This window comes from Nisaea acidiphila (assembly GCF_024662015.1).
Classification (GTDB): domain Bacteria; phylum Pseudomonadota; class Alphaproteobacteria; order Thalassobaculales; family Thalassobaculaceae; genus Nisaea; species Nisaea acidiphila.
The window spans coordinates 307,482-331,929 of record NZ_CP102480.1 but is presented as its reverse complement, the minus strand read 5'-3'; the positions used below and the strand labels follow the sequence as shown (position 1 = coordinate 331,929).

Below are 24,448 nucleotides of genomic sequence, written 5' to 3'. Positions count from 1 at the left end.
GCGGCAAGCCGCGCCCCGGCAACAAACTCATCCCCAATAACGACCGGTCGCGCCGACGATGATCGTGATCCAGCCGAGGCCGAGATTGGTCGCGACGATCATGCGGATGCGGTTCAGCCGCGCGCCGGCCGCCGCGAAGTCCTCCGTATCGACGAAACGGCGGAACTTGCTCCATTCGGCGAACCAGAGATGGCCGAAGAGGCCCATCATCAGGAAGCCGGTGAGATTCATGATGTGGATATGGATGCCGGCATAGGCGAAGCCGCCGTACTCCATGAAGATCATCCAGTAGCCGCTGCCGAGCAGCAGCACGATCTCGACGATGACGATGGGGAAGAAGCGGGCGAAGACCGCGCGCCAGAGCCGGAGCCGGTCGGGCGCCTGTTCGAGCGTGCCCATCGAGGGGCGGAGGACGGAATAGGCGAAGAACATGCCGCCGACCCAGATCACCGCCGAGACGATGTGGATGGCAAGCGCGATGATCATGGTATAGGGCATCGGTCTCTCTCCCGTTCGGTTCAGGTCGGCGAATCAGCCCGCAGGCGTGTCGCGCTGGTAGAGGATGAAGGGCGTCTTGGTCGCGATCCGGTCGTAGGCGGAACGGCCGCGATAGTTGAACTCCTGGGTCAGCCAGCGGACCATCGCCCAGCCGTTCTTCTGCGCCATTTCGTCCATCGCCGCAAAGAGCGCCTCGAAGACGCCTTTGCCGCGCGCGTCCGGGTCGACGAAGAGATCGTCGAGGAATCCGCATTCGGCTCCGGAGAGCGGGCGCGGCATGGCGCGGATATGGGCGAGGCCGATCGCCTTGCCGTCCTCGTCCTCGGCGATCAGGCAGTTCATCACATGCGCCGGATCGTGCAGCCATCCCCAGACCGCCCCGGCGATCTCGTCGGTCATCGGCACCTTGTAGAAGGCGGCATATCCGTCATAGAGCCGGCGCCAGTCCTGCTTGTGCCGTTCGGCGACGGGAACCACCCGGACGCTTCCCGCGTTTGACATTGTTAGCTCTCCCACTGCGCTCGACGGCGGACCTTAGCAGTATGCGGCAGGCGGACAAGGGGCTCCGTACTTGACGCGCGACCGGCCGGTGGGAATATGTCGCGGGACATCCGAAAGGCGTTTCAATGAGACCGGACCAGGGCAGCTTTCCCTTCACCGACGATCACGGCACCATCTGGCTTGCCTTCACGGATTGGGGCAGGCGCACGCTGCCGCGCACCATGATCTGCGTGCATGGCCTGACCCGCCAGGGACGGGATTTCGATGCGCTCGCCCGCATCGTCAGCCGCGACATCCGTTGCATCGAGATAGACGTCGCCGGGCGCGGGCGGAGCGGCTGGCTCGCCAACAAGGACGGCTACAATTTCGAAACCTATATCCGCCATGCGGATGCGCTGCTGGATTATCGCGGGCTGACCGAGGTCGAATGGCTCGGCACTTCGATGGGAGGCATCATCGGCATGCTGCTGGCGGCACGGGAGGACGGGCCAATCAAGCGGCTGATCCTGAACGATGTCGGCCCATTCATTCCAAAGGCGGCGCTGGAGCGGATCGGGACCTATGTGACGGAGCCGCCGGTCTTCGAGAATCTCAACGCGGCAGGGGACTATCTACGCGAGACGCTGGCTGATTTCGGAGAACTTTCCGATGCCGACTGGTCCGAAATGACCCAGCACAGCGTGGTGCGCGAACCCGACGGCACCTACCGGATGCATTACGACCCAGCGATCGGAGAGGCCTTCGACGGGCCGATCGATGACGTCGATCTCTGGGCGATCTACGACGCGATCCAATGCCCGACCCTGGTTCTGCGCGGTGCGAACTCGGATCTCCTGACGCGGGAAACCGCCGAAGAGATGACGCAGCGCGGTCCGAAAGCCGACCTGATCGAGTTCGAGGGATGCGGCCATGCGCCGGCGCTGATGGACGAGGCGCAGATCTCGGCCGTGCACGAATGGCTGATGCAGTTCGAACCGGCTGACGAGGACGAGGAAGCAGAAGAGGGCGAGACGGGGGACGGCGCGGGCGATGCTTCCTGACAAGCCCGCCTATCCGCCGTTCCGTGCCGGAATGCCCTGGGTCGGCGGCGACCTGCAGACGCTCCGCAGCTTTGTTGTCGGGGGCACGCCCCGAATAGACTCGGTGCGCTCCGAGCGCCTCGACTTTCCGATGGAGGACGGCAGCGGCGACCGGCTGAGCGGCGTTCTCGAGATACCGGCCACTCCGGTGGAGGGGGCGCCGCTGGTGGTGCTGATCCACGGCCTCACCGGCTGCGAGGACAGCTTCCACATGCGCGATGCCGCGCGTTATTTCGTATCTGCCGGACTCCGGGTCCTGCGGCTTAACCTGCGCGGTGCCGGACCGACCCGGGCCGCCTGCACGCACGCCTACCATGCCGGACGGAGCGACGATCTCGCCGCGGTCCTGGCGCAGCTTCGTGCTCACGGGATCGCGGACCGGTTTGTCCTTTTCGGCGTCTCGCTCGGCGCGAACATGATGCTCAAATATCTGGGCGAAAGGCCGACGCCCGATATTGTGGCGGCGGTCTCCATCTCGGCGCCGCTGGATCTCGCCCGGACGTCCGAGCGCTTCATCCAGCCGCGCAACAGATTCTATCATCGCTGGTTGCTGAAAAACATGAAGCTGCAGGCGCTGGCGACGCCGGGACTTTCGGCGCGTGAGCTTTCCGCGATCCGCAGCGCGCGCACGACTGTCGAGTATGACGAGCGTCACATCGCGGCGCGCAACGGCTTCGAGAGCGCGCGGGACTATTACGCGAAATGCTCGGCCAAGGGATTCCTGCGCGGCATCTCCGTGCCGACACTTGTCGTTCACGCCCTGAACGACCCATGGATCCCCGGCGGGATATATCTGGATGTCGACTGGGCGGCGAGCCCGAGCTTGACCCCGCTGCTGCCGCTTGACGGCGGTCATGTCGGGTTTCACGATCGTGGCGGTAGCTGGCACCTTCGGATGGCCGAGCGTTTCCTGGAAGAGAAGCGGGCAATTCCGGCGCATTGAAAGGACATTCCGGCGGGTGAATCATTGTTATGCTGCGTTGCAGCAAAGCCGCCCGCGCGCTTAGACTGGTCTCCGCAAAAAATATAAGGAGGCTTCAAATGTGCGATATCTGTGTGATGAACGCGGTGAAGGAAAAGATGCTTTCCCGTCGTTCGCTTTTCAAAGCCGCAGCCATGGCGAGTGTCGCCGCCGTCGCCGGGGCAACTGTTGCCGCGCCGCCGGCGATGGCCAAGGGGCACCATCGGGTCGAGGATATGACCCACACTTTGTCGCCCGATTTCCCGACCTATTTCGGAGCGCCGCAATTCTCGATGGAGCAGAAGTTCAACTACGCCGAACACAGCTTCAACCTGTTCGAATATACGGTGAACGAGCACACGGGCACGCATATCGATGCGCCGCTGCACTTCTCGGCCGATGGGACATCCGTCGACGAGATCCCGGTCTCCAACCTCGTCGCTCCGCTCTGCGTGATCGATATCTCCGCCAAGGCGGCCGAATCCGCGGATTCGCAGCTGACGCCGGCCGATATCCAGAGCTGGATGCAGAAACATGGCGATATTCCGGAGCATGCCTGCGTGGCCATGTATTCGGGATGGGGCGCGAAGGTCGGTACTGATGCGTTCCGCGGTTTCGATGGGGAGAAGCAGCATTATCCGGGCTTCCATGTCGAAGCGGTGAAGATGCTGATGGAAGAGACCGGTGCGGCCTCGATCGCGGTGGACACGCTCTCCCTCGACTACGGCATGTCCGGCGATTTCGCGACCCACTATGCCTGGTTGCCGACCGGACGCTTCGGGATCGAGAACATCGCGAATCTCGACAAGGTGCCCGCCAGCGGCGCCACGCTCGTCGTCGGCGCGCCGAAACACAAGGGCGGTACCGGCGGTCCCGCGCGCATCTTCGCGATGGTTTGATCTTTCAACGTGCCGCGCAGCTAGATGGCTGCGCGGATACGTCCCGCTTGGGCGCCCGCATCGTCGAAGATGCGGTCTCTAGCATGCGAGATTGCGGAGGTGTTCGGGCGAATGAGCTTCGGGGTCATTGCCTCCCAGCGGGAAGCTGACGGTGACGATTGTGCCTCTGCCGCGCTGGCTGCGGATATCGAGGGTTCCGCCATGCAGGCGTGTCAGGGAATCCGCGAGCGGAAGCCCGAGCCCGGTGCCTTCGCTCGCCAGCGATGCCGTGCGCTGGACTTGCTGAAACGGTTTCAGCGCCACCAGGATTTCGGGTTCCGTCATGCCGACACCGGTGTCGGCGATAGAGAAAGTCAGGCGCTCGCCTTTCTCGAATTTTGTCTCGCAGACTACCGATCCGCCGTTTGGGGTGAACTTGATCGCGTTAGAGATCAGGTTGATCAGAATTTGCCGCACGCGAATGCGGTCCAGCATCGCGGGCGCACTTTCGCATCCCCCGGTCTCCAGCCTGAGATCGATGTTCTTTCGCTGCGCCAGATCGGAGGTCAGACGTACGCATTCGTTTGCCAGGACAACTCCGTCCACGGGCGAAAGCGACAGCCGCTGCTGCCCGTTCTCGATCTTCGCCATGTCGAGGATTTCGTTGACCAGCTCTAGGAGATGCACGCCGCTATTGTTGATGTCGTTCGCGTAGTCCCGGTACTTGGCCGGAATCTCGTTCTTGATGTCGGTCCGGATCAGGTCGGAAAAGCCGATAATCGCGTTGAGCGGCGTCCGGAGTTCGTGGCTCATATGCGTGAGAAATTCGGATTTGGCCTGACCTGCGGCCTCAGCCCGAAAACGTTGCTCGTTGGCCGAGTTCAGAGCTTTCTGGGTCAGGCTGACCTGTTCGCGAAGAGACGACTCCTTACTTTCCAGCGAGCCTGCCGCCTCCCGCAGCGCTTTCAGCGGAACGGATTTCAGGAAGACATAAAACAGCACGCCGATCGCACAAGTGAACAATCCGAAAAGCATGATCCGATCGACGAATTCACGTAGCGACACGCGGATCGTCAGGTAGCCGATAATGCGGCCGCTCTCGATGACCGGCGTCCGTGCCGAGAGTGCGGGTTTGCCGATCTCTGGACCGGCCTCCGCAAGGATCTCGCCCGAAAGGTCGCGAAGTATCTGGTGGGTCTGGCTGTCCGGTGTCTCGCGTGCAAGCAATTCCGGCAGCCTGTGCCCGGCATATTTCCAACGAATGCCGTTCTCGTACGCGAAGCGGGAAATGGTGTGTGAGGAAATCGCCGCTTTGTACTCGGCGACGTTCCGGACTTTCTGGTAGTCGAAATAGCCGAAAGCGAGCAACGGGATAAGTGTCGCCAGAGCCGAGAGAGCAATGGTGAACCCTTCGATTTTGTGAGTCAGGCGTACCGGCGACGTGTCTTCGAACATCATTGCGGTCACTCGGACAGGGCAGCGCCCATCTCGGCGATCATCTTTTCACCCTCGAGCGAGGCGAACTGCTCGGCCAGCGCAAGAGCGGCGGCTTTCGGCTGCTTCGGAAGGATCAGGCATACGCGGAGCGAGAACGGATAACTGCCGTCCGTGACGGTCTCCGGGCTGGGTGAGACGCCGTCGATCGGGATGGTTGCCAGATCCAGTTTTTCCGACCTGATCTGTAACAGGGTCATGATTGCCAGGGATCCGCTGATTGTGTCGGCCAGCTCGGCATTTACCTGATCACTGGTTCCGATGGCGATGTCCGGGCGTTTGAAAGCGGTCTCGAACGCCTCTCCGAGGCCAGGCACCTGCGCGGCCAGATACGGGAGCTCGGACCCGCTCCGTGACCGCAAAATGATCTTGAGCTGCGTTCCGTCGTTCCAGTAGGGCGCAAGCGATCCGTAAATCGCGGGCAAATCGCCGATCTCGAAGCCGTTTGGCGTGTGATGATTTGTTGCGAATGCGAGCGGGGTCCGCATGCAGCCGCTCTCGCGCAGCCCCCAGGCTTCTTCTTTGGGTTTCAGACGTCGGGCCGAAAAGGAGACGTCTATGACTTCGTCTCTAAGCGCCTTGAGCCCGCCGCCCGACCCCATGCTCGGGAGGACCACGACGACATGCTCCGGACTCCGCGCCGAGAGCTGGCTGCCGAGTCTTTCCGCAATTCCAAGTGAAATACCGGTCCCGCTCACCTGAATGGTTCCCGCCTGACCCGCTCCGCAGGCCACCGTCATGCCGATAACCGATAGGCTGAGTGCGGCCGAGAGGTTGCGCAGGAAAGTAAATCTCATACTCGTGACCTGTGTAGCTATTGTCCGCCGGGGCGAACGCTCACGTCACAAATACGTCAATTAGGTTGACGGGAGATTAAGCGGATCTCCCCTGATGTCGGCGGAGGCGGATGGACGAGGCGTCAGCCCTTCATGCGTTTCGCGACCTCAACGGCGAAGTAGGTCAGGACCCCGTCCGCGCCGGCGCGCTTGAAGCCGAGGAGGCTTTCCATCATAGCGCGGTCCCTATCGATCCAGCCATTCAGCCCGGCGGCGGAGATCATCGCGTACTCGCCGCTCACCTGGTAGGCGTAGGTCGGCATGGAGAAGGCGTCTTTTGCACGCCGCACGATGTCGAGATAGGGCATCCCCGGCTTCACCATTACCATGTCTGCACCTTCGGCGATGTCGAGCGCGAGTTCGCGCAACGCCTCGTCGGTATTCGCCGGATCCATCTGATAGGTCGATTTGCTGGCTTTGCCGAGCGTGCCGGAGGAGCCGACGGCATCCCGGAACGGGCCGTAGAAGGCGGAGGCGTATTTCGCCGAATAGGCCATGATCTGGACATTCTCGAACCCTTCGGCGTCGAGTGCCCGGCGGATCGTGCCTATCCGTCCGTCCATCATGTCGGACGGCGCGATGATGTCGCAGCCGGCGCGGGCTTGGGCGAGGGCTTGACGGACCAGGATCTCGACGCTCTCGTCGTTGAGGATGCGGTCGTCCTCAAGCACGCCATCATGGCCGTGGTCGGTATAGGGATCGAGGGCGACATCGCACATCACGCCGATATCGGGGACATCTTTTTTGATCGCTCGCACCGCTTCGCAGACGAGATTGTCGTCACGCTCGGAATAGCTGCCGGTCGCGTCCTTCAGTTCCGGCTCGGTGAACGGGAAGAGGGCGACTGCCGGGATGCCGAGATCCCGCGCCTCGCCGACCACTTCGGCCAGACGATCGACGGAATGACGGAACACGCCCGGCATGGATTCGACGGGTTCCTCCAGGCCGTGGCCGACGCGCACGAAAACCGGCCAGATCAGGTCGTCCACCGACAGCCTGTTCTCCGCGACCAGCCGGCGGGACCAATCGGTCTGGCGGTTCCGCCGCATCCGGATGGTGGGAAATCCGGGGGCGGTGGTCTGGCGGCTCTGCTGCGCGGCATTATGCGGCGCGGTTCCGTTCAGGGGCATTGATCTCGGCCTTGTTCTTGATTGCCAGCGGGCGTCTCTCTTGGCGGGGATGTTAAAGCGGAGGCGGTGCGGTGAAAAGACACGCCTTGTCGCAGTGCCGCAGGAGGCATTGAACACGCTCTTTCGCGCTCCTATGATCCGCCGCCCGCAAGTCAAACGCCGACAAGAAACAGGCGGGTCAGGGAGGACGGGATGGATTTTCAGCTCAACGAGGAACAGCGCGCCATTCAGGACATGGCCCGCGCCTTCACCGCCGAGCATTTCACGCCCAATGCCGCGCGCTGGGACGAGGAGGAGATCTTCCCCGTCGAGGAGATCCGCAAGGCGGCCGAACTCGGGCTCGCCGGCATTTATGTCGGCGAGGAGCATGGCGGCTCCGGTCTCTCCCGTCTCGATGCGGCGATCATTTTCGAAGAACTCTCCGCGGGCTGCCCGTCGACCGCGGCCTATATCTCGATCCACAACATGGTCTCGTGGATGGTGGACCGGTTCGGCTCCGACGATGTGCGGGCGCGTTTCCTGCCGAAGCTGACGACCATGGAGCATATGGCGAGCTACTGCCTGACCGAGCCCGGCGCCGGCTCCGACGCGGCCTCGCTGAAGACGAAGGCCGTACCGGAAGGCAACAGCACATTCCGGATGAGCGGGGCGAAGGCCTTCATCTCCGGCGGTCCGACGAGCGATGTCTATGCCGTGATGGCCCGTACCGGCGGCGAAGGGGCGGGCGGCGTCTCCTGCCTGCTGGTCGAGAAAGGCGCTGAAGGGCTCTCCTTCGGCAAGAAGGAGCGCAAGATGGGCTGGCACAGCCAGCACACCTCGATGGTGAATTTCGAGGACTGTCCGGTGCCGCGGGACAATCTCGTCGGGAACGAGGGGGACGGTTTCAAGATCGCCATGGCGGGTCTCGACGGGGGCCGGATCAATATTGCCGCCTGCTCGCTCGGCGGCGCCCGTGCGGCCCTGGAGGCGGCGCTCTCCTATGCGGCGGAACGGGCCCAGTTCGGCAGGAAGCTGAACGAATTCCAGGCGATCCAGTTCAAGCTCGCGGACATGGCGACCGAGCTGGATGCGGCACGGCTGATGGTGCACCGGGCGGCGGACAGTCTCGACCGGAAGGACGCGGAGGCGACCAAGCATTGCGCCATGGCGAAACGCTTCGCGACGGACATCTGCTCGCGCATCTGCAACGAGGCGCTGCAGATCCATGGCGGATATGGTTACCTTGGGGACTTCCCGCTCGAACGGCTGGTGCGCGATCTCCGCGTGCATCAGATTCTCGAAGGCACGAACGAAATCATGCGCGTGATTATCGCGCGCAAACTCCTTGCGGATTGGACGGAATGACTGAGGAAGTACGGTTTGAGATCCGGGGCGGCTTCGGCTGCATCACCCTGGACCGGCAACGCGCCCTGAATGCCCTGACGCTTGAGATCATTCGCGCGATGCAAGTGCAGATCGACGCCTGGGCGGAGGACCCGAAGGTCGGGGCTATCCTGGTCGAGGGTGCCGGAGAGCGGGCCTTTTGCGCCGGCGGTGACGTGGTCGCCGTTCGCCGCTCGCGACTGGAAGAGGGAAGCGACGGCGGCGCCACGCCGCAGTTCATCCTGGATTTCTTCGGAGAGGAATACCGGCTCAACCGGACCATCTCAGAGCTGCCCAAGCCCTATATCGCTCTGCTCGACGGCGTGACCATGGGCGGCGGTGTCGGGATCTCGGTGCATGGCGATTTCCGTATCGTCACCGATCGGACATTGTTCGCGATGCCGGAAACCGGGATCGGACTCTTTCCGGATGTCGGGGGAGGTTGGTTTCTGCCGCGCTGCCCGGGCGAGACCGGGACCTATCTCGCGCTGACCGGTACGCCGGTGAAAGCCGCCGACTGTCTCTATGTCGGCGCCGCGACCCACTATGTGCCGAGCGACGGGATCGATGCGCTCCGCGATGCGCTGACGGGAATCGCCGTGGTGGATGACATGGCCGGCGCCATCGGCGCCGTGCTCGCGGAATTCGCCGCACCGGCCGGAGACGCGCCGCTCGCCGCCCATCGCGACGTGATCGATCGCGCTTTCGGCGGAGACAGCATCGAGGAGATCCTGGGGGCCCTGAAAGAGACAGGCGGCGCATTCGCGACGGAGACAGCCGAACTGCTCGGAACGCGTTCGCCGACCAGTCTCAAGATGACGCTGGAACTGATGCGGCGCGGAGCGCGCTGCGCCAGTCTCGCCGAGGATCTCGAAATGGAGTTCGCCCTGGTCCAGAGTTTCATGACAGGAGCGGATTTCTTCGAGGGCGTGCGGGCGCTGCTGGTCGAGAAGGACCGGAACCCAAAGTGGTCTCCGGCGGATCTTTCCGGGGTCGGCCCGGAGCAGGTCGAAGCTTTTTTCGCGCGGGACGGAAAAGCCGCGCTCTGACCGGGGTGGCTTGTGGGCGCCGGACGGCTGAGTGACAAAGAGATAAAGATAGGGGAGCTTGAAACATGACCACGATTGCTTTTATCGGCCTCGGAAATATGGGGTTCCCGATGGCCAAGAACCTGCTCGGTGCCGGGCATGATGTGCGCGGCTTCGACCTTTCGGACGAGAGCCTGGAAAAGCTGAAGGCGGCGGGCGGCGTTCCGGCGGCCAGTGCGGCGGAGGCCGTTTCCGGCGCGGAGGTCGTGGTCACCATGCTGCCGGCGGGAAAGCACGTGCGGGCGGTTTATGATGAAAGCATCTTTCCGAACGCCGCGCCCGGGACACTCTTCATCGATTGTTCGACCATCGACGTAGATACCGCGCGGGCCGTGGCCGCGGATGCGGCCGCCAAGGGCTTTGCCATGCTGGATGCGCCTGTTTCCGGTGGCACGGGCGGCGCGGAAGCCGGCACGCTTACCTTCATGGTCGGCGCTGAGGATAGTGCGTTTGAACGCGCCAAGCCGTTCCTGGATATCATGGGGGCGACCGTCGTCCATGCCGGCGCGGAAGGCAGCGGGCAGGCCGCGAAGATCTGCAACAACATGGTGCTCGGTATCTCCATGATCGCGGTCTCCGAAGCTTTCGCGCTCGCCGACAAGCTCGGTCTCGACCGCCAGAAGCTCTTCGACATCAGTTCGAAGTCGTCCGGCCAGTGCTGGGCGATGACGAGTTACTGCCCGGTCCCGGGACCGGTTCCGACCTCGCCGGCGAACCGCGACTACCAGCCGGGCTTCACCGCGGCGATGATGCTGAAGGATCTCGAGCTGGCGCAACAGGCAGCCGATTCGGCTAAAGCCACAACCCCGATGGGGAAAAAGGCTGCCGAGTTCTATGCCGCGTTTGTTGAAAAAGGCTACGGCGCCCTTGATTTCTCTGCGGTCTTCAAAACCCTTCGTGGCAATTAGGTTGCGTTTTTTCCGATTTTGACGCTACAAGAATGCGAACTATTGATGCGAATTCTAATCTAATTCGGAGTTTGAGGGCTTAATGTCGAGCATGATGACACCGAACCAAAACGCGGCGGATCCGTCTGTGATAAAAAACGAGTACCTCGAAGCCATTAAACTCATCGAACGACTTCACAGGCAGTTCCTTGAAGTTGTGAAGATGGAACTCGATCGCAAGGGGATCGAGGATATCAACAACATCCAGGCGCTGATTCTCTTCAATATTGGCAGCGAGGAACTGACGGTCGGCGAGTTGACCAACCGCGGTTACTACCTGGGATCCAATGTTTCCTATAACGTCCGGAAGATGGTCGAGAACGGTTACTTGGTGCAGGAACGCTCGGCGCACGACCGCCGCTCGATCCGCGTCAAGCTTTCCGACAAGGGACTTGAGCTCTGCGAGTTCGTCTCCGACATGTTCGATCGCCACGCGACGGCGCTGGGCGAGGCTGGTGGAAGTCCGGAGCGGCTGACCGAGTCGAGCCAGACCTATCGCGAATTGGAGCGCTTCTGGATGGGGCTGCTCAATTTCGGCATACGGGGCGGGATGCCGCCGGTGTGAAGGCTTTCCGGCGGTCTTGTTTCCGTTGAATTTCTGAGCGCGCGGCCGGATTTCCGGCCGCGTTTTCGTTTGGACAGCCGCTAACCCTTTTCATAGAGTGTCGCGGCGTTTCGCCGAGCCGGGGCTCGGATATCAGAGCACAGAGGACTCCATGCGTCTTTCCGCCTATTTTCTGCCGACTCTCCGGGAAAACCCGAAGGAGGCGCAGATTGTCTCCCATCGCCTCATGCTGCGGGCAGGCATGATCCAGCAGGCCAGTGCCGGAATCTATTCCTGGCTCCCGCTCGGCTACAAAGTGCTCCGGAAAATCGAGCAGATCGTGCGTGAGGAACAGGACGCGGCGGGTGCGCAGGAAGTTCTGATGCCGACCATCCAGTCCGCCGATCTGTGGCGCGAGAGCGGACGGTACGACGACTACGGCAAGGAAATGCTGCGGATCGAGGACCGGCACGGGCGTGACATGCTCTATGGGCCGACCAACGAGGAACTGATCACCGACATCTTCCGGACCCACGTGCGGAGCTACAAGGCGCTGCCGCTGATGCTCTATCACATCCAGTGGAAATTCCGTGACGAGGTCCGTCCCCGATTCGGCGTGATGCGCGGCCGCGAGTTCCTGATGAAGGACAACTATTCCTTCGATACCGACTATCAGGGCGCGGTCGATGCCTATAACCGTATGTTCGTATCCTATCTGAAGACTTATGCCCGCATGGGATTGAGCGCGATCCCGATGAAGGCCGATACCGGGCCGATCGGCGGCGACCTTTCTCATGAGTTCATTGTGCTCGCCGATACCGGCGAGAGCGGTGTGTTCTACGACAAGGCCTGGGAAAACCAGGATTTTGCCAATATGGACGTGAACTATGCCGACATGTCCGAGGTGAACGGCATTGTCGAGAAATATACTTCGCTCTATGCGGCAACCGACGAGAAGCACGACACCGAGAATTGCAGCGTCGCGGCCGCCGATCTGAAGGAGCGCCGGGGTATCGAGGTCGGGCAGATCTTCTATTTCGGCACCAAATACTCGGCTCCCCTGAATGCCGTCGTCTCGACGCCGGAAGGCGAGGAGGTTCCGGTGCATATGGGGTCCTACGGCATCGGCGTCTCACGTCTTGTCGGCGCCATCATCGAGGCGAGCCATGACGAGAAGGGGATCGTCTGGCCGGAGCAGGTCGCACCGTTCCAGGTCGCTGTCGCCAATCTCAAAGCGGATGACGAGGGCTGCACATCGGTTTCCGAGGATCTATATGCAAAGCTCTCGAAGGCCGGTATCGAGGCGCTGATCGATGACCGCGACGAACGCCCGGGCGCCAAGCTCGCCAACCTCGATCTGATCGGCGTGCCGTGGCAGATTCTGGTCGGCCCGCGTGGCCTCAAGTCAGGCGTGGTCGAGGTCAAGAACAGGAAAACCGGTGCGGTCGAGGAAATGACGCCGGAAGCGGCGCTGAACAAGTTCGCTTCCTGATCCGGGTCCGGCAAAGGGGATCGGCATGTTCGGCACTTTCGAGCGCATGGTGGCCATGCGGTACCTGCGCTCCCGTCGCCAGGAAGGCTTCATCTCCGTCATCGCGGGGTTTTCCCTGCTCGGCATCGGGCTCGGCGTTGCGACCCTGATCATCGTCATGTCGGTGATGAACGGGTTCCGCGCGGAGCTTATCGGACGCATCCTGGGCCTCAACGGGCATATGTCTGTCTACAGCAAAGGCGCGCCGATGCAGGGCTTCGACGAGCTCGCAGTGCGGATCGGCGAGATCCCGGGCGTGCTGACCGTGACGCCGCAGCTCGAAGGCCAGGTCATGGCGATGGCGAACGGTATCGCGTCCGGTGCACTGGTGCGTGGACTCCGGGCGAGTGCGCTGCTCAGCCGCCAGGTCGTGCCGGACAATATCACCACGGGGTCGCTTGAGGAGTTCAGCGGCGAGAGCGGTGTCATCATGGGCGCGCGCCTGGCCCGCCGCCTCCGCGTCGGTGTCGGTGACAAGATCACCCTGATCTCGCCGAGTACGACGACGACCGTGATCGGCAGCGTGCCGCGTATGCGTGCCTTCACCGTTTCCGCGCTCTTCAATGTGGGCATGTACGAATACGACAACACTTTCATCTACATGCCGCTGAAGACGGCGCAGCTCTTCTTCAAGAGCGGCGATGCGGTCAATGCGGTCGAGGTGATGGTCGACGATCCGCAGCGCGTGGACGCGTTGCGCCTGCCGCTCGCCAAGGTGATCGGCGGGGACAAGTACGCGGTCGATTGGAAACAACAGAATTCGAGCTTTTTCAATGCGCTAGAGGTCGAGCGCAACGTCATGTTCCTGATCCTGACGCTGATCATCCTGGTCGCCGCCTTCAACATCATCTCATCGATGATCATGCTGGTGAAGGATAAGGGCCGGGACATCGCGATCCTGCGGACCATGGGCGCCTCCCAGGGCATGGTGATGCGGATCTTCTTCATGTCCGGCGCCAGCATCGGCGTGATCGGGACCGTTGCGGGATCGATCCTCGGTCTTGTCTTCTGCGACAATATCGAGTCGATCCGCCAGTTCCTGCAGAGCCTGACCGGAACCGAGCTGTTCTCGGCGGAGATTTACTTCCTCTCCAAGCTGCCGGCCGAAGTAGATGCGTTTGAGGTGGTCTCGGTCATCGCGATGGCGCTGTTCCTGACCTTCGCGGCGACGATCTATCCGGCCTGGCGGGCCTCGCGTCTCGATCCGGTGGAGGCGCTCCGCTATGAGTGACGTCTCCGGCATGACCGAGATCGAGCGCATCGCGGCGGGCGAGACGGCGGACGGGGGCGCCGTTCTCGAACTGCGGAACGTATCGCGCAGTTTCGAGGATGCCGGCGGCACGCTCACCGTGTTGCAGGGGGTCAACCTCTCGCTCATGCCGGGTCAGGTCACGGCGCTCGTCGGGCCTTCCGGGGCCGGCAAGTCGACGCTGCTGCATATCGCGGGTCTTCTGGAAGCACCCACCGGCGGCGAGGTCCTGTTTCAGGGCCAGGATTGCGGCGACGCAAGCGACTGGGAACGCACCCTGATACGCCGAGACGGTATCGGCTTCGTCTACCAGTTCCACCATCTCCTGCCGGAGTTCTCCGCGCTTGAGAATGTGATGATGCCGCAGCTCATCGCGGGGCTCTCGCGTCGCGAGGCGAAGGAGCGGGCGCGCCAGCTGCTCAATCTCGTCGGTTTGGAGGAACGAGAAACCCATCGTCCGGCGAAACTCTCCGGCGGCGAGCAGCAGCGTGTTGCCATCGTGCGCTCGATCGCCAACGTCCCGGCCGTTCTGCTGGCGGACGAGCCGACCGGCAATCTCGATCCGCATACGGCGGAGGAGGTTTTCCGTCAGCTCCGCCGGATCATTTCGGCGACCCGAATCGCTGCTCTGATCGCAACGCACAACCATGAGCTTGCGCGGGCGATGGACAGGGTGGTGGAGTTGCGGGACGGGACATTGCACGAGATTAAATAAAAAAATCAGTAGGTTGCTGCGCTGGTGCGAGTGTTCGCAACCTGTTCATGCTGACCTTTATCGGACCGTGTGAAACACTTCGGCGTCCTGATTTTCGAGGATCGCATGACTCACGCCGATTTCGTCCATCTCCGTGTCCATTCCGCCTATTCGCTCGCTGAGGGGGCGATTAAAGGCAAGGAACTGGTGTCGCTCGCGGTCAAGCACCGCATGCCGGCGGCGGCCATGACGGATAGCGGCAATCTCTTCGGTGCGCTCGAATTCGCGGTGACGGCTTCCGGCTCCGGCGTACAGCCGATCGTCGGCGTGCAGCTGGCTCTGAGGCGGGAAGAGTCCGAACCGCGCGGCGCCCTGAAGGTGGTCGGCGGAACGGCTCATACGCCGAACCAGACCGATCAGATCGTGCTGCTGGCCCAGACCGAGACAGGCTACCGCAACCTGATGGAATTGGTCAGCCGGTCCTACACGTTGACCGATCCCGGAGAATCTCCGCGGGTGCCTTTCGAGGATCTGGAAGGACGGAGCGAGGGGCTGATCGCACTTACCGGCGGGCCGTCCGGCAAGATCGGCCGCCTGTTGCTGGAGAACCGTCCGGAGGAAGCCGAGACTGCGTTGCTGGACCTGAAGGCGCTGTTCGGCGACCGGCTCTATGTCGAGATCCAACGTCATTTCCTCGATTCCGAGCGGCGCAGTGAGGCGGGTTTCCTCGATCTCGCCTACAAGCATGACGTTCCGCTGGTCGCCACCAATGAATGCTACTTCGCGACCGAGGAAATGTACGAGGCGCATGACGCGTTGCTCTGCATCGCCGAGCGCACCACCATCGGCAATGCGAACCGCCGCCGGGTCACGCCGCATCACCGCTTCAAGAGCGCGGAGGAGATGCGCGAACTCTTCTCCGACCTGCCGGAAGCGGTGGACAATACGCTCGTGATCGCCCAGCGCTGCAGCTACATGGTTCAGACGGTCGCCCCGATCCTGCCGCCTTTCGATACGGCCGAGGGCCGGAACGAGGCGGAAGAACTGCGGGCGCAGGCCGAGGAGGGGCTGAAGAAACGGCTGGAGGCTCATGTCTTCACCGAGGGCATGGACGAGGCGGCCCGCGCGGAGGCGGCCAAGCCTTACGAGGAGAGGCTCGATTTCGAGCTCGGCGTCATCGAGCAGATGGGCTTTCCCGGCTACTTCCTGATCGTCGCGGACTTCATCGGCTGGGCCAAGGACCGGAACATTCCCGTCGGCCCCGGCCGTGGCTCCGGTGCGGGGTCGCTGGTCGCTTATTCACTCACCATCACCGATCTCGATCCGCTGCGCTGGGGGCTGCTGTTCGAACGCTTCCTCAATCCCGAACGCGTCTCGATGCCTGACTTCGATATCGACTTCTGCCAGGACCGCCGCGGCGAGGTGATCGATTATGTACAGAAGCGCTACGGTCGGGACCGCGTGGCGCAGATCATCACCTTCGGTAAGCTCCAGGCCCGAGCAGCCCTGCGTGACGTGGGCCGCGTGCGCGAGATGCCGTATGGACAGGTCGACAGGATCTGCAAACTGGTGCCGAACAATCCGGCCAATCCGGTGACGCTCGCCGAGGCGCTCGAGGTCGAACCGGAACTCAGGAAACAGCGGGACGAGGACGAGGAGGTCGGGGATCTCATTCGCATCAGCCTGCAGCTTGAGGGCCTGTTCCGTAACGCGTCGACCCATGCCGCCGGCGTGGTGATCGGCGACCGGCCGCTGCATGAACTGGTCGCGCTCTACCGAGATCCGAACTCGGACATGCCGGCGACCCAGTTCAACATGAAATGGGTCGAGCAGGCGGGACTGGTGAAGTTCGACTTCCTCGGCCTGAAAACCCTTTCGGTGCTGCAGAACGCCGTCGATCTCCTGAAGCGGCGCGGGATCGAGCTGGACCTCTCCCAGGTGCCGCTCGACGACAAGCCGACTTACGAGATGCTGGGGCGGGCGGAATCGACCGGAGTGTTCCAGCTGGAAAGTACCGGCATGCGCGACGTGCTGCGCCGGATGAAGCCTGACCGCTTCGAGGACATCATCGCGCTCGTCGCCCTCTACCGTCCGGGGCCCATGGCGAACATCCCGAAATACATCGCCTGCAAGCACGGCGAGGAGCAGCCGGACTACATGCACCCCGTGCTGGAGCCGGTGCTGAAGGAAACCTTCGGCATCATGATCTACCAGGAGCAGGTGCAGCAGGCGGCCCAGCGTCTCTCCGGCTATACGCTCGGCGGCGCCGACCTGCTGCGCCGCGCCATGGGTAAGAAGATCAAGGAGGAGATGGACGCCCAGCGCGAGACCTTCGTGAAGGGCGCGGTCGAGCAGAAGGTGAAGGCCGAAAAGGCCTCCGAGATCTTCGACCAGATCGCCGCCTTCGCCGGCTACGGCTTCAACAAGAGCCACGCGGCGGCCTATGCGCTGGTCGCCTATCACACGGCCTATCTGAAAGCGAACTACCCGGTCGAGTTCCTCGCCGCTTCGATGACCTACGACATGAACAACACCGACAAGCTGAACGTCTTCCGCCAGGAGATCCAGCGCCTCGGCATCCGGTTGCTCGGTCCGGACATCAACAAGTCCTTCGTCGATTTCGTTCCGGAGGAGACGCCGGAGGGCGACCTCGCGATCCGCTACGCGCTCGCCGCGATCAAGAATGTTGGCGAGAATGCGATGGAAGCGCTGATCGCGGAGCGGAGCGAGAAGGGCCCCTACAAGACCATCGGCGAGTTCGCAGGCCGGATCGACGGCACCGTGGTGAACAAGCGGCTGATGGAAAACCTTGTCCGCGCCGGGGCCTTCGACTGCATGACACAGAACCGGGGTCAGCTCTTCGAGAGCGTCGAGAAGATCCTGCGTCATGCAAACGCCGCCTCGGCGGAGCGCAGTTCCGATCAGGTGAGCCTGTTCGGCGGGCCGTCCGGCACGCCGGAGCCGGAGATTGCACTCGCCGACCGGCTCGACTGGCCGGCGATGGAGCGCCTGAAGGAGGAGTTCGACGCGATCGGTTTCTACCTCTCCGCCCATCCGCTCGACGCCTACGGCGCCTCTTTGGAGCGGCTCGGCGTTGTACGCTCGGACCAGATCGTCGCGACGGTGAAGGAGAAGGGCGGCTCGACCCGGATCAACATCGCCGGGATCGTCGTCGGCTCCCGCATCCGGACCTCGAGCCGGGGGAACCGCTATGCGTTCGTTCAGCTCACTGATCAGGCGGGGGTCACCGAAGTCACCGTGTTCTCGGAGGTTCTGGCGACAAGCCGCGATCTGCTGGAAGCGGGGCAATCCGTGCTGGTGAAGGCCGATGCGAAGATCGAGGACGAAGGTATCCGTCTCACCGTCTCGCGCCTCGAAGCGCTCGATAAAGCGGTCTCTGGAACGGCGGCCGGGCTCAAGATCTATCTCCGGGACCCCGGGCCCATCCCTCACATCTCCGAGATGATCGCGAAGGAGAAGCCCGGCCGGGGTAAGATCAAGCTCGTCGTCGATACCGATGACGAGGAGGTCGAGTTGGCGCTTGGCAGGACCTACAACATCTCTCCCGATTTCCGTGCCGCGGTGAAGTCGCTGCCGGGGATCGTGGACGCGCGCGATATCTGAGGTAAAAGCGGCGGCCGCCATGGATGCCCTTATCCAGAAGATCCTCTTCCTGACCGGCGGCACTGCTGTCGCGTTCGCTGCGGCGTACGGCCTCTACACGCTCTGGGAAGAACACACCGCGACGGGCCGCTGTTTCTCGGCGGAGCGGAAACTCGAGCAGCATCGTTTCGGCATCGATTTCCAGAAGGCAATGAGCCTCGCGGACGATGCGGCCAACCGGAAGCGTTCGGTCGAAATCTGCCTGACGGATGACGGCGTTTGCCTTGAGGGATTCGCCCGCGACCTGCAGGAATTCTGCAACGCGGAAATCACGACCAGATAATACTTGTGACAAGTGTCAGCCTGGCGCGCCGCTCCGGGGACCTTCCCGGTGCAGCTCCGTCAGAAGTTTGGCCATGTACTCGATCGTGCGCCGAATCTCGGGAACGAACCGTTCTTCTTCGTGTGAAACCAGCCACTGATCGTGAGAGAGCTCGGCGATCGGATCGGTCACGCGGGTCAGGGGTGACTCTCGGTCTCCGATGAAAGTCGGCAGAACGGCGCGCGCCTGTCCTGACATGGCAAGATCGAGCGCGCTTCGCGGCGACGTGACTTCTACAAAATCAGCGCAGCGGATCTCGTCCCGAAGCCAGAGTGCGGACGGCGTGGTCCCGAGAACCTTCACCCATGTTTGGATCTCCGGAGTGACCGCGTAGCCGGCGAAATGCACGCGCCCGACCGTCCGGCAGGCAAGCCCGATCTGTTCCGGCCGGCGGTTGCGAACTCCGATGACGGCTTCGCGATGTCCGATATCGAGAACCGCCTCGTCCGAGATGAAACGGAGCCGCACATCTCCGCTGCCGCCGGTCAGCTTTTGTATGTTTCGTGCCAGAAACAGCGTGACCCAGGTTCCGGCGGAGATTTTGACGAGAGTTGTCTTGCTGTCCTCTGCGGACCGGTGCAGCGGCGCGATCCGGGACGCAATCTCATCTATCTCTCTTTTGAATTTGTGACCGTCTTCGGTGAGGTCGTAGCCCCTGGCATGTCTGTGGAACAGCTCTTTTCCGAGCTCTTTTTCCAGATGCAGCATTCGTCGTCCGAGTGTGGGGGCGCTTTTCCCGGTTCGCTCGCTGGCGGCGGCGAGACCGCCTGCCCGGGCAACCTCGAGAAACAGGCGTAGATCGTCCCAATCGAACTTCGTTTCATTCATGAAATGCACATTACAATGCGTTGCATGGGAGATGGTAGCGGAAAACCCGATAGTGCCGTTCCCGATACGAACGAGGAAACGGACGCATGAGATTTCTGGACACCGACATTCCGCAGCTTGGGCTCGGAACCTGGCCGCTTGGAGGCCCGTTCTATGCGGGCGAACAGTCGCTCGGATACGCCAACGCGGATCCCGGCGAGGCCATCAAGGCGATCGATGCGGCCTGGGACGGCGGCATACGTTTGTTCGACACGGCCAATGCCTACGGCGCCGGGCATGCCGAATATCTATTGGGCCGTGCTCTGGAGAACCGGCCGGACGCCATCATCGCGACCAAGGTCGGTATGAGCTTTGACGAAAGAACGAAGCAGATCGGCGGCGATGTCACCGATCCGGCCCAAATTGTCGCTTCGATAGAAGACTGCCTCCGGCGGCTCCGACGGGACCGTATCGACATGCTGTTTCTGCATCACAACGATCTGCCGGTGGAGCGCGCGGAACCGATTTTCGAGATCTTCGCGAAGGCCCGTGCCGCGGGCAAGGTTCGCGCGTTCGGATGGAGTACGGATTTCCCGGCGCGGGTCGAAGCGATGGCCGGAAGGGACGGGTTCGCCGCAGTTCAGCATGTTATGAATGTGTTTTTCGATGCGCCGAGCATGCAGGCGACGCTTGAAAAGAACGGGCTGGTCGGTTTCATCCGCTCGCCGCTCGCGATGGGGGTTCTAACCGGAAAATACCTTGCCGATAGTTCGGTGCCGGCCGACGACATCCGGTCGATGAACTCGGAGACGCGTGACTATTTCAGGGATGGCAAACCCGGAGCGGGATATCTGGCGGATCTCGATGCCGTCCGGGAACTTCTGACGAGCGGAGGGCGTACTTTGGCCCAGGGAAGCCTTTGTTGGCTCATGACGAAGTCGTCCGGGAACCTTCCGATCCCGGGGGGACGAACCGCCGCGCAGGTCGAAGAAAATATCGGTGCTCTCGACCATGGCCGGTTTTCTCAGGATGTCATGGAAGAGATTGAGGCGGTGCTGAAACGGGAGCCGGAAGGCGAGCCGCGTTCCCGATAAGTCGGTTACAGGGAAGGGAGAAAAAGGGCAGGTGAGGGGGTCGGCAGAACTCGCGGTTTGGTCTAAAGTCCTCTTCCCACCCTTTGTCCTCGCCTTTCCCGGGACCGGCTTTCCATGAGTAAGAAACGCATCGCAATCTGCGGGTTCAATCTCGAATCCAACCGCTTCGCCCCGACCTGTTCCAGGGCGGATTTCGAGGAGAACATGTACTTTCGGGGCAAGGAGATCGATCTTCAGGCCCGGGCAGAATATCCCTCGATCCATCTCGGGATCTGCGGCTTCTACGACATCATGGACGAGCAACTCGGCGGCCCGACGGGCTGGGAGCCTGTGCCGGCGCTGGTGATCGGCTCGACCCCGGCGGGACCGGTCGAGGAGACATTCTTCAAGGAGTTTCTCGGCGAGCTTCGGTCCGATCTCGAAGCGGGCGGCGCGGTCGACGGCGTTTATATCTGCCAGCATGGCGGCGCCTGCGCGACCCACACGCACGATCCGGACGGCGACGTCTTCCGGCTGGTGCGTGAGGTGGTCGGCCCGGACGTGCCGGTGATCGCCACCCTCGATCTCCATGCCAACGTCTCCGGTGAGATGATGGAGGCGACCGACCTGATGATCGGCTACCGCACCAATCCGCATGTCGATCTCTACGAACGCGGTTGCGAGGCGGCGAAGGCGATGCTGGAGATGTTCGGCGGGGTGAAGACGGCCGCCTACAAGGTGCGCCTGCCGCTGGTCGCGCCGTCCGTCACTCAATTGACGGCGGAGGGACATCCCTATGGCGATCTGATCCGGCTCGGCCAGACCAAGCTCGACGAGAGCGTGATGAACGTGACCTGCCTGTCCGGCTTCGCCTTCTGCGATACGCCGAAGAACGGCATGACGGTGATCGTCACGACGCGGGGCAACGAGACGGACGCGAGAGAGGTAGCGACCGACCTCGCGGAGGCGGCCTGGGCCGACCGGCACCGCTATGTACCGAAGATGATGCCGCTCGACGAGGCGGCCGCGCTCGCCAAGGCGGTTGGCGACGACATGAGCCGCGAGACCGTCCTCTTCGCCGACCCGGCGGACAATCCGGGGGGCGGCGGTCGCGGCAATACGACCTATATCCTGAAATCCTTCCTTGAAGCTGGCGTCACAGGCTGCACCCTCGCGGTATTCTACGATCCGGCTGCCGTGAAAGCGGCGGAGAAGGCGGGCGTCGGGGCGACGATCGACATCACGCTGAACGCGGAGGAGGAGAACGCGTTCTCCGACAAGCTCGACGTTTCCGCCGAGGTCCTGCATCTCTCCGATGGGATCTTCGTCGGCAATCACGGCATGGTCGAGGGCAAGACCACCGATCTCGGCGCGACCGCAGTGCTGAAGATCGGCGGCATCAAGCTGGTCTGCATCACCAAACGGACGCAGTGCCTCTCTCCGGACTATCTCTCCGCTTTCGGCATCGATCCGGACGGAGAGCGCTGCATCGTCGTGAAATCGCGTGGCCATTTCCGCGCCGGCTTCGCCCACATGTTCCCGCCGGAGCGGATCGTGGAGGTGGATGTGCCGGGGCTGACCTCGCCGAACCTCGCCAATTTCGACTGGAAATACGTGCAACGCCCCTTCTTCCCGGTGGACGGAGAGAAGGCGGTCTGGGACAGGAGCAAGGCATGAGCGACCGGCAGACCTGGGAAGCCGTCGACGGATACTTCACCGAAACCCTGGTGCCGGAGCAGACGGCATTCCAGAAGGCGCTGGATGCGAGCGACGCGTCCAATCTGCCGGCGATCAGCGTCTCCGCCAATGTCGGCAAGTTCCTGCATCTTCTGGCCCGCATGATCGGTGCGAAGAAAGTGCTCGAGGTCGGCACGCTCGGCGGCTACAGCACGCTCTGGTTCGCGAGTGCTCTGCCGGAGGACGGCAAGGTGGTGACGCTCGAATTCGAGCCGCTGCATGCCGAGGTGGCGCGCGCGAATTTCCGCGACGCGGGGCTGGCGGAGCGGATCGAGGTCCGCGTCGGCGCCGCGATGGAGAGCCTGCCGGGAGTCGCTGCGGACGGGATTGGCCCGTTCGATCTTGCCTTCATCGACGCCGACAAGAAGAACAATCCCGGCTACTTCGAATGGGCCCTGAAGCTGGTCCGCCCGGGCGGTCTGATCCTGATCGACAATGTGGTGCGCGGCGGCCGTGTGCTCGACGCGGCAACCCGCGACGAGAACGTGCAGGGTGTGCGGGCCGTTCTCGACCTCATCTCGAGCGAGCGGCGGGTCGATGCGACGGCACTGCAGCTCGTCGGAATGAAAGGGTATGACGGGCTCGCCATCTGCCTCGTCAAACCGTGATCCCTCCGGGCTTGCGCCGAAAGGCGCCTCTGGCAAGATAACCTTCGAGGGACAAGAGGGAGCGAACGCCATGGAACGCGATTTCACCGCGCGCGGGCATCACGATATGGGCGGCCTGGACGGCGGCGAGATCGACCGCGCGGAGCACGATTACGCGCTCTGGGAAAAGCGTGTCGACGCTCTCATGATGCTTTGCACCAACAGGCTGAAGCTGATGACCGTCGATCAGCTCCGCAAGGGCATCGAAGCGCTTCCGCCCGAGGCTTACGACGAGATGACCTATTACGAGCGCTGGATTTCCTCGGTGACCAACACGCTGCTGGAGCGCGGCGTGTTCACCGCGGATGAACTCGGTGCGAAGATGGAAGAGGTGCGGGCGCGCTATCCGGACGGCGTGATGCCGGGCGGCGCCGCTGGGGGAGGCTGCTGATGCCTCGTTTTGCCGTGGGAGACCGGGTGCGGGTGCATAAGCAGTTCCCGCCGACTCCGCCGAGCCATATCCGCACGCCCTATTACATTCGCGGCCTTTCCGGCACTGTCGAGCGCATCTGCGGCGCGTTCAAGAACCCGGAAGAGCTGGCCTTCGGCCGCCCGGGAACGCCGGAAGTTCCGCTTTATCGCGTGCGCTTCCGTCAGAAGGACGTCTGGCCGGACTACGACGGTAACGAGGCTGACAAAATCGAGATCGAGATCTTCGAGTTCTGGCTCGATGCGGCGGGAGACGGGGCATGAGCGGCAATCATCACGATCGTCACCACCATGGTCATGACCACGACCACCTGCATCCCTACGATCCCGAGCACCATCACCCGCATCGCCCGGATCAGGACGACACGATGACCTACTACCGCCTGATGGAAGAGGCGGTGCGTGAACTGATGATCGAGAAGGGGCTGGTGACGCCGGACGATATCCGCGCCGAGGTCGAGGCGATGGACGCCCGGGTTCCGGCGAACGGCGCGAAGGTCGTGGCGCGGGCCTGGACCGATCCGGATTTCAAGAAACGCCTCATCGAGACACCGAAAGAGGCGATCGCCGAAGCCGGTCACGATATCGGGCCGATGAAGTTGGTGGTGCTGGAGAACACGCCGGAGGTGCACAATGTCGTCGTCTGCACCCTCTGCTCCTGCTATCCGCGATGGATCCTTGGCATTCCGCCGGACTGGTACAAGAGCCGTTCCTACCGTTCCCGCGTGGTGCGCGAGCCGCGCGCTGTGCTGAAGGAGTTCGGCACCGAGATCGCCGGCGATCGCGAGGTGCGGGTCCACGACAGCACGGCGGACATGCGCTACTTCGTGCTGCCGATGCGGCCCGCAGGGACGGACGGCATGAGCGAGGAGGACCTCGCCGCGCTCGTCCACCGGGACGCGATGATCGGGGTGACGGAGGTGAGTGGTGCGCGATAAATAATTAAATCTACAATTTAAAGTTGCAATTGAGTAATTT

General features: G+C 62.6%; 24 protein-coding genes. 18 read left to right on the top strand and 6 right to left on the bottom strand.

All coding sequences use genetic code 11. The features are described 5' to 3' along the window. Nucleotides 1-27: 27 nt before the first annotated feature. Together NUH88_RS01625 and NUH88_RS01620 are read right to left on the bottom strand one after the other, a co-directional pair. Nucleotides 28-498, bottom strand: a complete 471-nt coding sequence (locus NUH88_RS01625) for a hypothetical protein (RefSeq protein ID WP_257769566.1) — start codon at nucleotides 496-498, stop codon at nucleotides 28-30. A gap of 33 nt (nucleotides 499-531) precedes the next feature. Then, nucleotides 532-999 (bottom strand): GNAT family N-acetyltransferase, encoded by a 468-nt coding sequence (locus NUH88_RS01620; RefSeq protein ID WP_257769565.1) that lies wholly within the window; start codon nucleotides 997-999, stop codon nucleotides 532-534. 125 nt (nucleotides 1,000-1,124) lie between these two features. On the opposite strand from NUH88_RS01620, the gene NUH88_RS01615 reads away from it, so the two are divergent. The 3 genes from NUH88_RS01615 to NUH88_RS01605 all read left to right on the top strand — a co-directional run bounded on the left by NUH88_RS01615 (nucleotide 1,125) and on the right by NUH88_RS01605 (nucleotide 3,938). Continuing rightward, entirely contained in the window at nucleotides 1,125-2,039 is a 915-nt protein-coding gene (locus NUH88_RS01615; RefSeq protein ID WP_257769563.1) for an alpha/beta fold hydrolase, read from the top strand. Next, nucleotides 2,029-3,021, top strand: coding sequence for a YheT family hydrolase (locus NUH88_RS01610; protein WP_257769561.1), 993 nt, complete (start codon nucleotides 2,029-2,031; stop codon nucleotides 3,019-3,021). Before NUH88_RS01615 ends, NUH88_RS01610 begins: the two co-directional genes overlap by 11 nt. A gap of 98 nt (nucleotides 3,022-3,119) precedes the next feature. Next, entirely contained in the window at nucleotides 3,120-3,938 is an 819-nt protein-coding gene (locus NUH88_RS01605; RefSeq protein ID WP_257769560.1) for a cyclase family protein, read from the top strand. Between the two features lie 78 nt (nucleotides 3,939-4,016). Here the strand turns inward: NUH88_RS01605 and NUH88_RS01600 are convergent, their stop codons facing one another. The 3 genes from NUH88_RS01600 to hemB all read right to left on the bottom strand — a co-directional run bounded on the left by NUH88_RS01600 (nucleotide 4,017) and on the right by hemB (nucleotide 7,377). Beyond that, nucleotides 4,017-5,375, bottom strand: coding sequence for a sensor histidine kinase (locus NUH88_RS01600; RefSeq protein WP_257769559.1), 1,359 nt, complete (start codon nucleotides 5,373-5,375; stop codon nucleotides 4,017-4,019). Nucleotides 5,376-5,380: 5 nt separating this feature from the next. Next, on the bottom strand, nucleotides 5,381-6,208 hold the full coding sequence (locus NUH88_RS01595) for a substrate-binding domain-containing protein (RefSeq protein WP_257769558.1): 828 nt from the start codon (nucleotides 6,206-6,208) through the stop codon (nucleotides 5,381-5,383). A gap of 122 nt (nucleotides 6,209-6,330) precedes the next feature. Then, nucleotides 6,331-7,377 carry a porphobilinogen synthase gene (gene hemB, locus NUH88_RS01590; RefSeq protein ID WP_372743539.1) on the bottom strand — a complete coding sequence of 349 codons (1,047 nt, stop codon included), beginning with the start codon at nucleotides 7,375-7,377 and terminating at the stop codon, nucleotides 6,331-6,333. A 192-nt stretch (nucleotides 7,378-7,569) separates the two neighbouring features. Here hemB and NUH88_RS01585 point away from each other — a divergent pair, with 192 nt between their 5' ends. The 9 genes from NUH88_RS01585 to NUH88_RS01545 all read left to right on the top strand — a co-directional run bounded on the left by NUH88_RS01585 (nucleotide 7,570) and on the right by NUH88_RS01545 (nucleotide 18,738). After that, nucleotides 7,570-8,721, top strand: a complete 1,152-nt coding sequence (locus NUH88_RS01585; protein ID WP_257769557.1) for an acyl-CoA dehydrogenase family protein — start codon at nucleotides 7,570-7,572, stop codon at nucleotides 8,719-8,721. Next, nucleotides 8,718-9,788: an enoyl-CoA hydratase/isomerase family protein gene (locus tag NUH88_RS01580; RefSeq protein WP_257769556.1), complete on the top strand. Its 1,071-nt coding sequence runs from the start codon at nucleotides 8,718-8,720 to the stop codon at nucleotides 9,786-9,788. Before NUH88_RS01585 ends, NUH88_RS01580 begins: the two co-directional genes overlap by 4 nt. A 65-nt stretch (nucleotides 9,789-9,853) precedes the next feature. Continuing rightward, nucleotides 9,854-10,735 carry a 3-hydroxyisobutyrate dehydrogenase gene (gene mmsB, locus NUH88_RS01575; protein ID WP_257769555.1) on the top strand — a complete coding sequence of 294 codons (882 nt, stop codon included), beginning with the start codon at nucleotides 9,854-9,856 and terminating at the stop codon, nucleotides 10,733-10,735. 82 nt (nucleotides 10,736-10,817) lie between these two features. Next, on the top strand, nucleotides 10,818-11,339 hold the full coding sequence (locus tag NUH88_RS01570) for a MarR family winged helix-turn-helix transcriptional regulator (RefSeq protein ID WP_308220085.1): 522 nt from the start codon (nucleotides 10,818-10,820) through the stop codon (nucleotides 11,337-11,339). Between the two features lie 151 nt (nucleotides 11,340-11,490). Beyond that, nucleotides 11,491-12,810, top strand: a complete 1,320-nt coding sequence (gene proS / locus NUH88_RS01565) for a proline--tRNA ligase (RefSeq protein WP_257769554.1) — start codon at nucleotides 11,491-11,493, stop codon at nucleotides 12,808-12,810. A gap of 25 nt (nucleotides 12,811-12,835) precedes the next feature. After that, the gene (locus NUH88_RS01560; protein WP_257769553.1) at nucleotides 12,836-14,080 is read left to right on the top strand and encodes a lipoprotein-releasing ABC transporter permease subunit; all 1,245 of its coding nucleotides are present in this window, start codon (nucleotides 12,836-12,838) and stop codon (nucleotides 14,078-14,080) included. 10 nt (nucleotides 14,081-14,090) lie between these two features. After that, the gene (locus tag NUH88_RS01555) at nucleotides 14,091-14,813 is read left to right on the top strand and encodes an ABC transporter ATP-binding protein (RefSeq protein WP_372743576.1); all 723 of its coding nucleotides are present in this window, start codon (nucleotides 14,091-14,093) and stop codon (nucleotides 14,811-14,813) included. Nucleotides 14,814-14,918: 105 nt separating this feature from the next. Next, a complete protein-coding gene (dnaE, locus tag NUH88_RS01550) occupies nucleotides 14,919-18,416 on the top strand; it encodes a DNA polymerase III subunit alpha (RefSeq protein ID WP_257769551.1) in 3,498 nt (1,165 codons plus the stop codon). 19 nt (nucleotides 18,417-18,435) lie between these two features. Next, on the top strand, nucleotides 18,436-18,738 hold the full coding sequence (locus NUH88_RS01545; protein ID WP_257769550.1) for a hypothetical protein: 303 nt from the start codon (nucleotides 18,436-18,438) through the stop codon (nucleotides 18,736-18,738). Between the two features lie 15 nt (nucleotides 18,739-18,753). Here the strand turns inward: NUH88_RS01545 and NUH88_RS01540 are convergent, their stop codons facing one another. After that, entirely contained in the window at nucleotides 18,754-19,605 is an 852-nt protein-coding gene (locus NUH88_RS01540; protein ID WP_257769548.1) for a LysR family transcriptional regulator, read from the bottom strand. An 86-nt stretch (nucleotides 19,606-19,691) separates the two neighbouring features. Here NUH88_RS01540 and NUH88_RS01535 point away from each other — a divergent pair, with 86 nt between their 5' ends. The 6 genes from NUH88_RS01535 (at nucleotide 19,692) to nthA (ending at nucleotide 24,408) form a co-directional block, all read left to right on the top strand. Then, nucleotides 19,692-20,678: an aldo/keto reductase gene (locus NUH88_RS01535; RefSeq protein WP_257769546.1), complete on the top strand. Its 987-nt coding sequence runs from the start codon at nucleotides 19,692-19,694 to the stop codon at nucleotides 20,676-20,678. A gap of 114 nt (nucleotides 20,679-20,792) precedes the next feature. Continuing rightward, the gene (locus NUH88_RS01530; protein WP_257769544.1) at nucleotides 20,793-22,334 is read left to right on the top strand and encodes a M81 family metallopeptidase; all 1,542 of its coding nucleotides are present in this window, start codon (nucleotides 20,793-20,795) and stop codon (nucleotides 22,332-22,334) included. Further along, nucleotides 22,331-23,002, top strand: a complete 672-nt coding sequence (locus NUH88_RS01525; protein ID WP_257769542.1) for an O-methyltransferase — start codon at nucleotides 22,331-22,333, stop codon at nucleotides 23,000-23,002. Before NUH88_RS01530 ends, NUH88_RS01525 begins: the two co-directional genes overlap by 4 nt. A 70-nt stretch (nucleotides 23,003-23,072) precedes the next feature. Further along, complete coding sequence (locus NUH88_RS01520; protein WP_257769540.1) at nucleotides 23,073-23,432, top strand: nitrile hydratase subunit beta; 360 nt, start codon at nucleotides 23,073-23,075, stop codon at nucleotides 23,430-23,432. Continuing rightward, nucleotides 23,432-23,734 carry an SH3-like domain-containing protein gene (locus NUH88_RS01515; RefSeq protein WP_257769539.1) on the top strand — a complete coding sequence of 101 codons (303 nt, stop codon included), beginning with the start codon at nucleotides 23,432-23,434 and terminating at the stop codon, nucleotides 23,732-23,734. The genes NUH88_RS01520 and NUH88_RS01515 overlap by 1 nt, the downstream gene beginning before the upstream one ends. Continuing rightward, nucleotides 23,731-24,408 carry a nitrile hydratase subunit alpha gene (nthA, locus tag NUH88_RS01510; RefSeq protein ID WP_257769538.1) on the top strand — a complete coding sequence of 226 codons (678 nt, stop codon included), beginning with the start codon at nucleotides 23,731-23,733 and terminating at the stop codon, nucleotides 24,406-24,408. The genes NUH88_RS01515 and nthA overlap by 4 nt, the downstream gene beginning before the upstream one ends. The last annotated feature ends 40 nt before the right edge of the window (nucleotides 24,409-24,448 follow it).

Bases quoted from the DNA above. Each gene is read 5' to 3' on its own strand.
- NUH88_RS01625 (WP_257769566.1), bottom strand. From the start codon at position 498: ATGCCCTATACCATGATCATCGCGCTTGCCATCCACATCGTCTCGGCG.
- NUH88_RS01620 (WP_257769565.1), bottom strand. From the start codon at position 999: ATGTCAAACGCGGGAAGCGTCCGGGTGGTTCCCGTCGCCGAACGGCAC.
- NUH88_RS01615 (WP_257769563.1), top strand. From the start codon at position 1,125: ATGAGACCGGACCAGGGCAGCTTTCCCTTCACCGACGATCACGGCACC.
- NUH88_RS01610 (WP_257769561.1), top strand. From the start codon at position 2,029: ATGCTTCCTGACAAGCCCGCCTATCCGCCGTTCCGTGCCGGAATGCCC.
- NUH88_RS01605 (WP_257769560.1), top strand. From the start codon at position 3,120: ATGTGCGATATCTGTGTGATGAACGCGGTGAAGGAAAAGATGCTTTCC.
- NUH88_RS01600 (WP_257769559.1), bottom strand. From the start codon at position 5,375: ATGATGTTCGAAGACACGTCGCCGGTACGCCTGACTCACAAAATCGAA.
- NUH88_RS01595 (WP_257769558.1), bottom strand. From the start codon at position 6,208: ATGAGATTTACTTTCCTGCGCAACCTCTCGGCCGCACTCAGCCTATCG.
- hemB (WP_372743539.1), bottom strand. From the start codon at position 7,377: ATGCCCCTGAACGGAACCGCGCCGCATAATGCCGCGCAGCAGAGCCGC.
- NUH88_RS01585 (WP_257769557.1), top strand. From the start codon at position 7,570: ATGGATTTTCAGCTCAACGAGGAACAGCGCGCCATTCAGGACATGGCC.
- NUH88_RS01580 (WP_257769556.1), top strand. From the start codon at position 8,718: ATGACTGAGGAAGTACGGTTTGAGATCCGGGGCGGCTTCGGCTGCATC.
- mmsB (WP_257769555.1), top strand. From the start codon at position 9,854: ATGACCACGATTGCTTTTATCGGCCTCGGAAATATGGGGTTCCCGATG.
- NUH88_RS01570 (WP_308220085.1), top strand. From the start codon at position 10,818: ATGTCGAGCATGATGACACCGAACCAAAACGCGGCGGATCCGTCTGTG.
- proS (WP_257769554.1), top strand. From the start codon at position 11,491: ATGCGTCTTTCCGCCTATTTTCTGCCGACTCTCCGGGAAAACCCGAAG.
- NUH88_RS01560 (WP_257769553.1), top strand. From the start codon at position 12,836: ATGTTCGGCACTTTCGAGCGCATGGTGGCCATGCGGTACCTGCGCTCC.
- NUH88_RS01555 (WP_372743576.1), top strand. From the start codon at position 14,091: ATGACCGAGATCGAGCGCATCGCGGCGGGCGAGACGGCGGACGGGGGC.
- dnaE (WP_257769551.1), top strand. From the start codon at position 14,919: ATGACTCACGCCGATTTCGTCCATCTCCGTGTCCATTCCGCCTATTCG.
- NUH88_RS01545 (WP_257769550.1), top strand. From the start codon at position 18,436: ATGGATGCCCTTATCCAGAAGATCCTCTTCCTGACCGGCGGCACTGCT.
- NUH88_RS01540 (WP_257769548.1), bottom strand. From the start codon at position 19,605: ATGAATGAAACGAAGTTCGATTGGGACGATCTACGCCTGTTTCTCGAG.
- NUH88_RS01535 (WP_257769546.1), top strand. From the start codon at position 19,692: ATGAGATTTCTGGACACCGACATTCCGCAGCTTGGGCTCGGAACCTGG.
- NUH88_RS01530 (WP_257769544.1), top strand. From the start codon at position 20,793: ATGAGTAAGAAACGCATCGCAATCTGCGGGTTCAATCTCGAATCCAAC.
- NUH88_RS01525 (WP_257769542.1), top strand. From the start codon at position 22,331: ATGAGCGACCGGCAGACCTGGGAAGCCGTCGACGGATACTTCACCGAA.
- NUH88_RS01520 (WP_257769540.1), top strand. From the start codon at position 23,073: ATGGAACGCGATTTCACCGCGCGCGGGCATCACGATATGGGCGGCCTG.
- NUH88_RS01515 (WP_257769539.1), top strand. From the start codon at position 23,432: ATGCCTCGTTTTGCCGTGGGAGACCGGGTGCGGGTGCATAAGCAGTTC.
- nthA (WP_257769538.1), top strand. From the start codon at position 23,731: ATGAGCGGCAATCATCACGATCGTCACCACCATGGTCATGACCACGAC.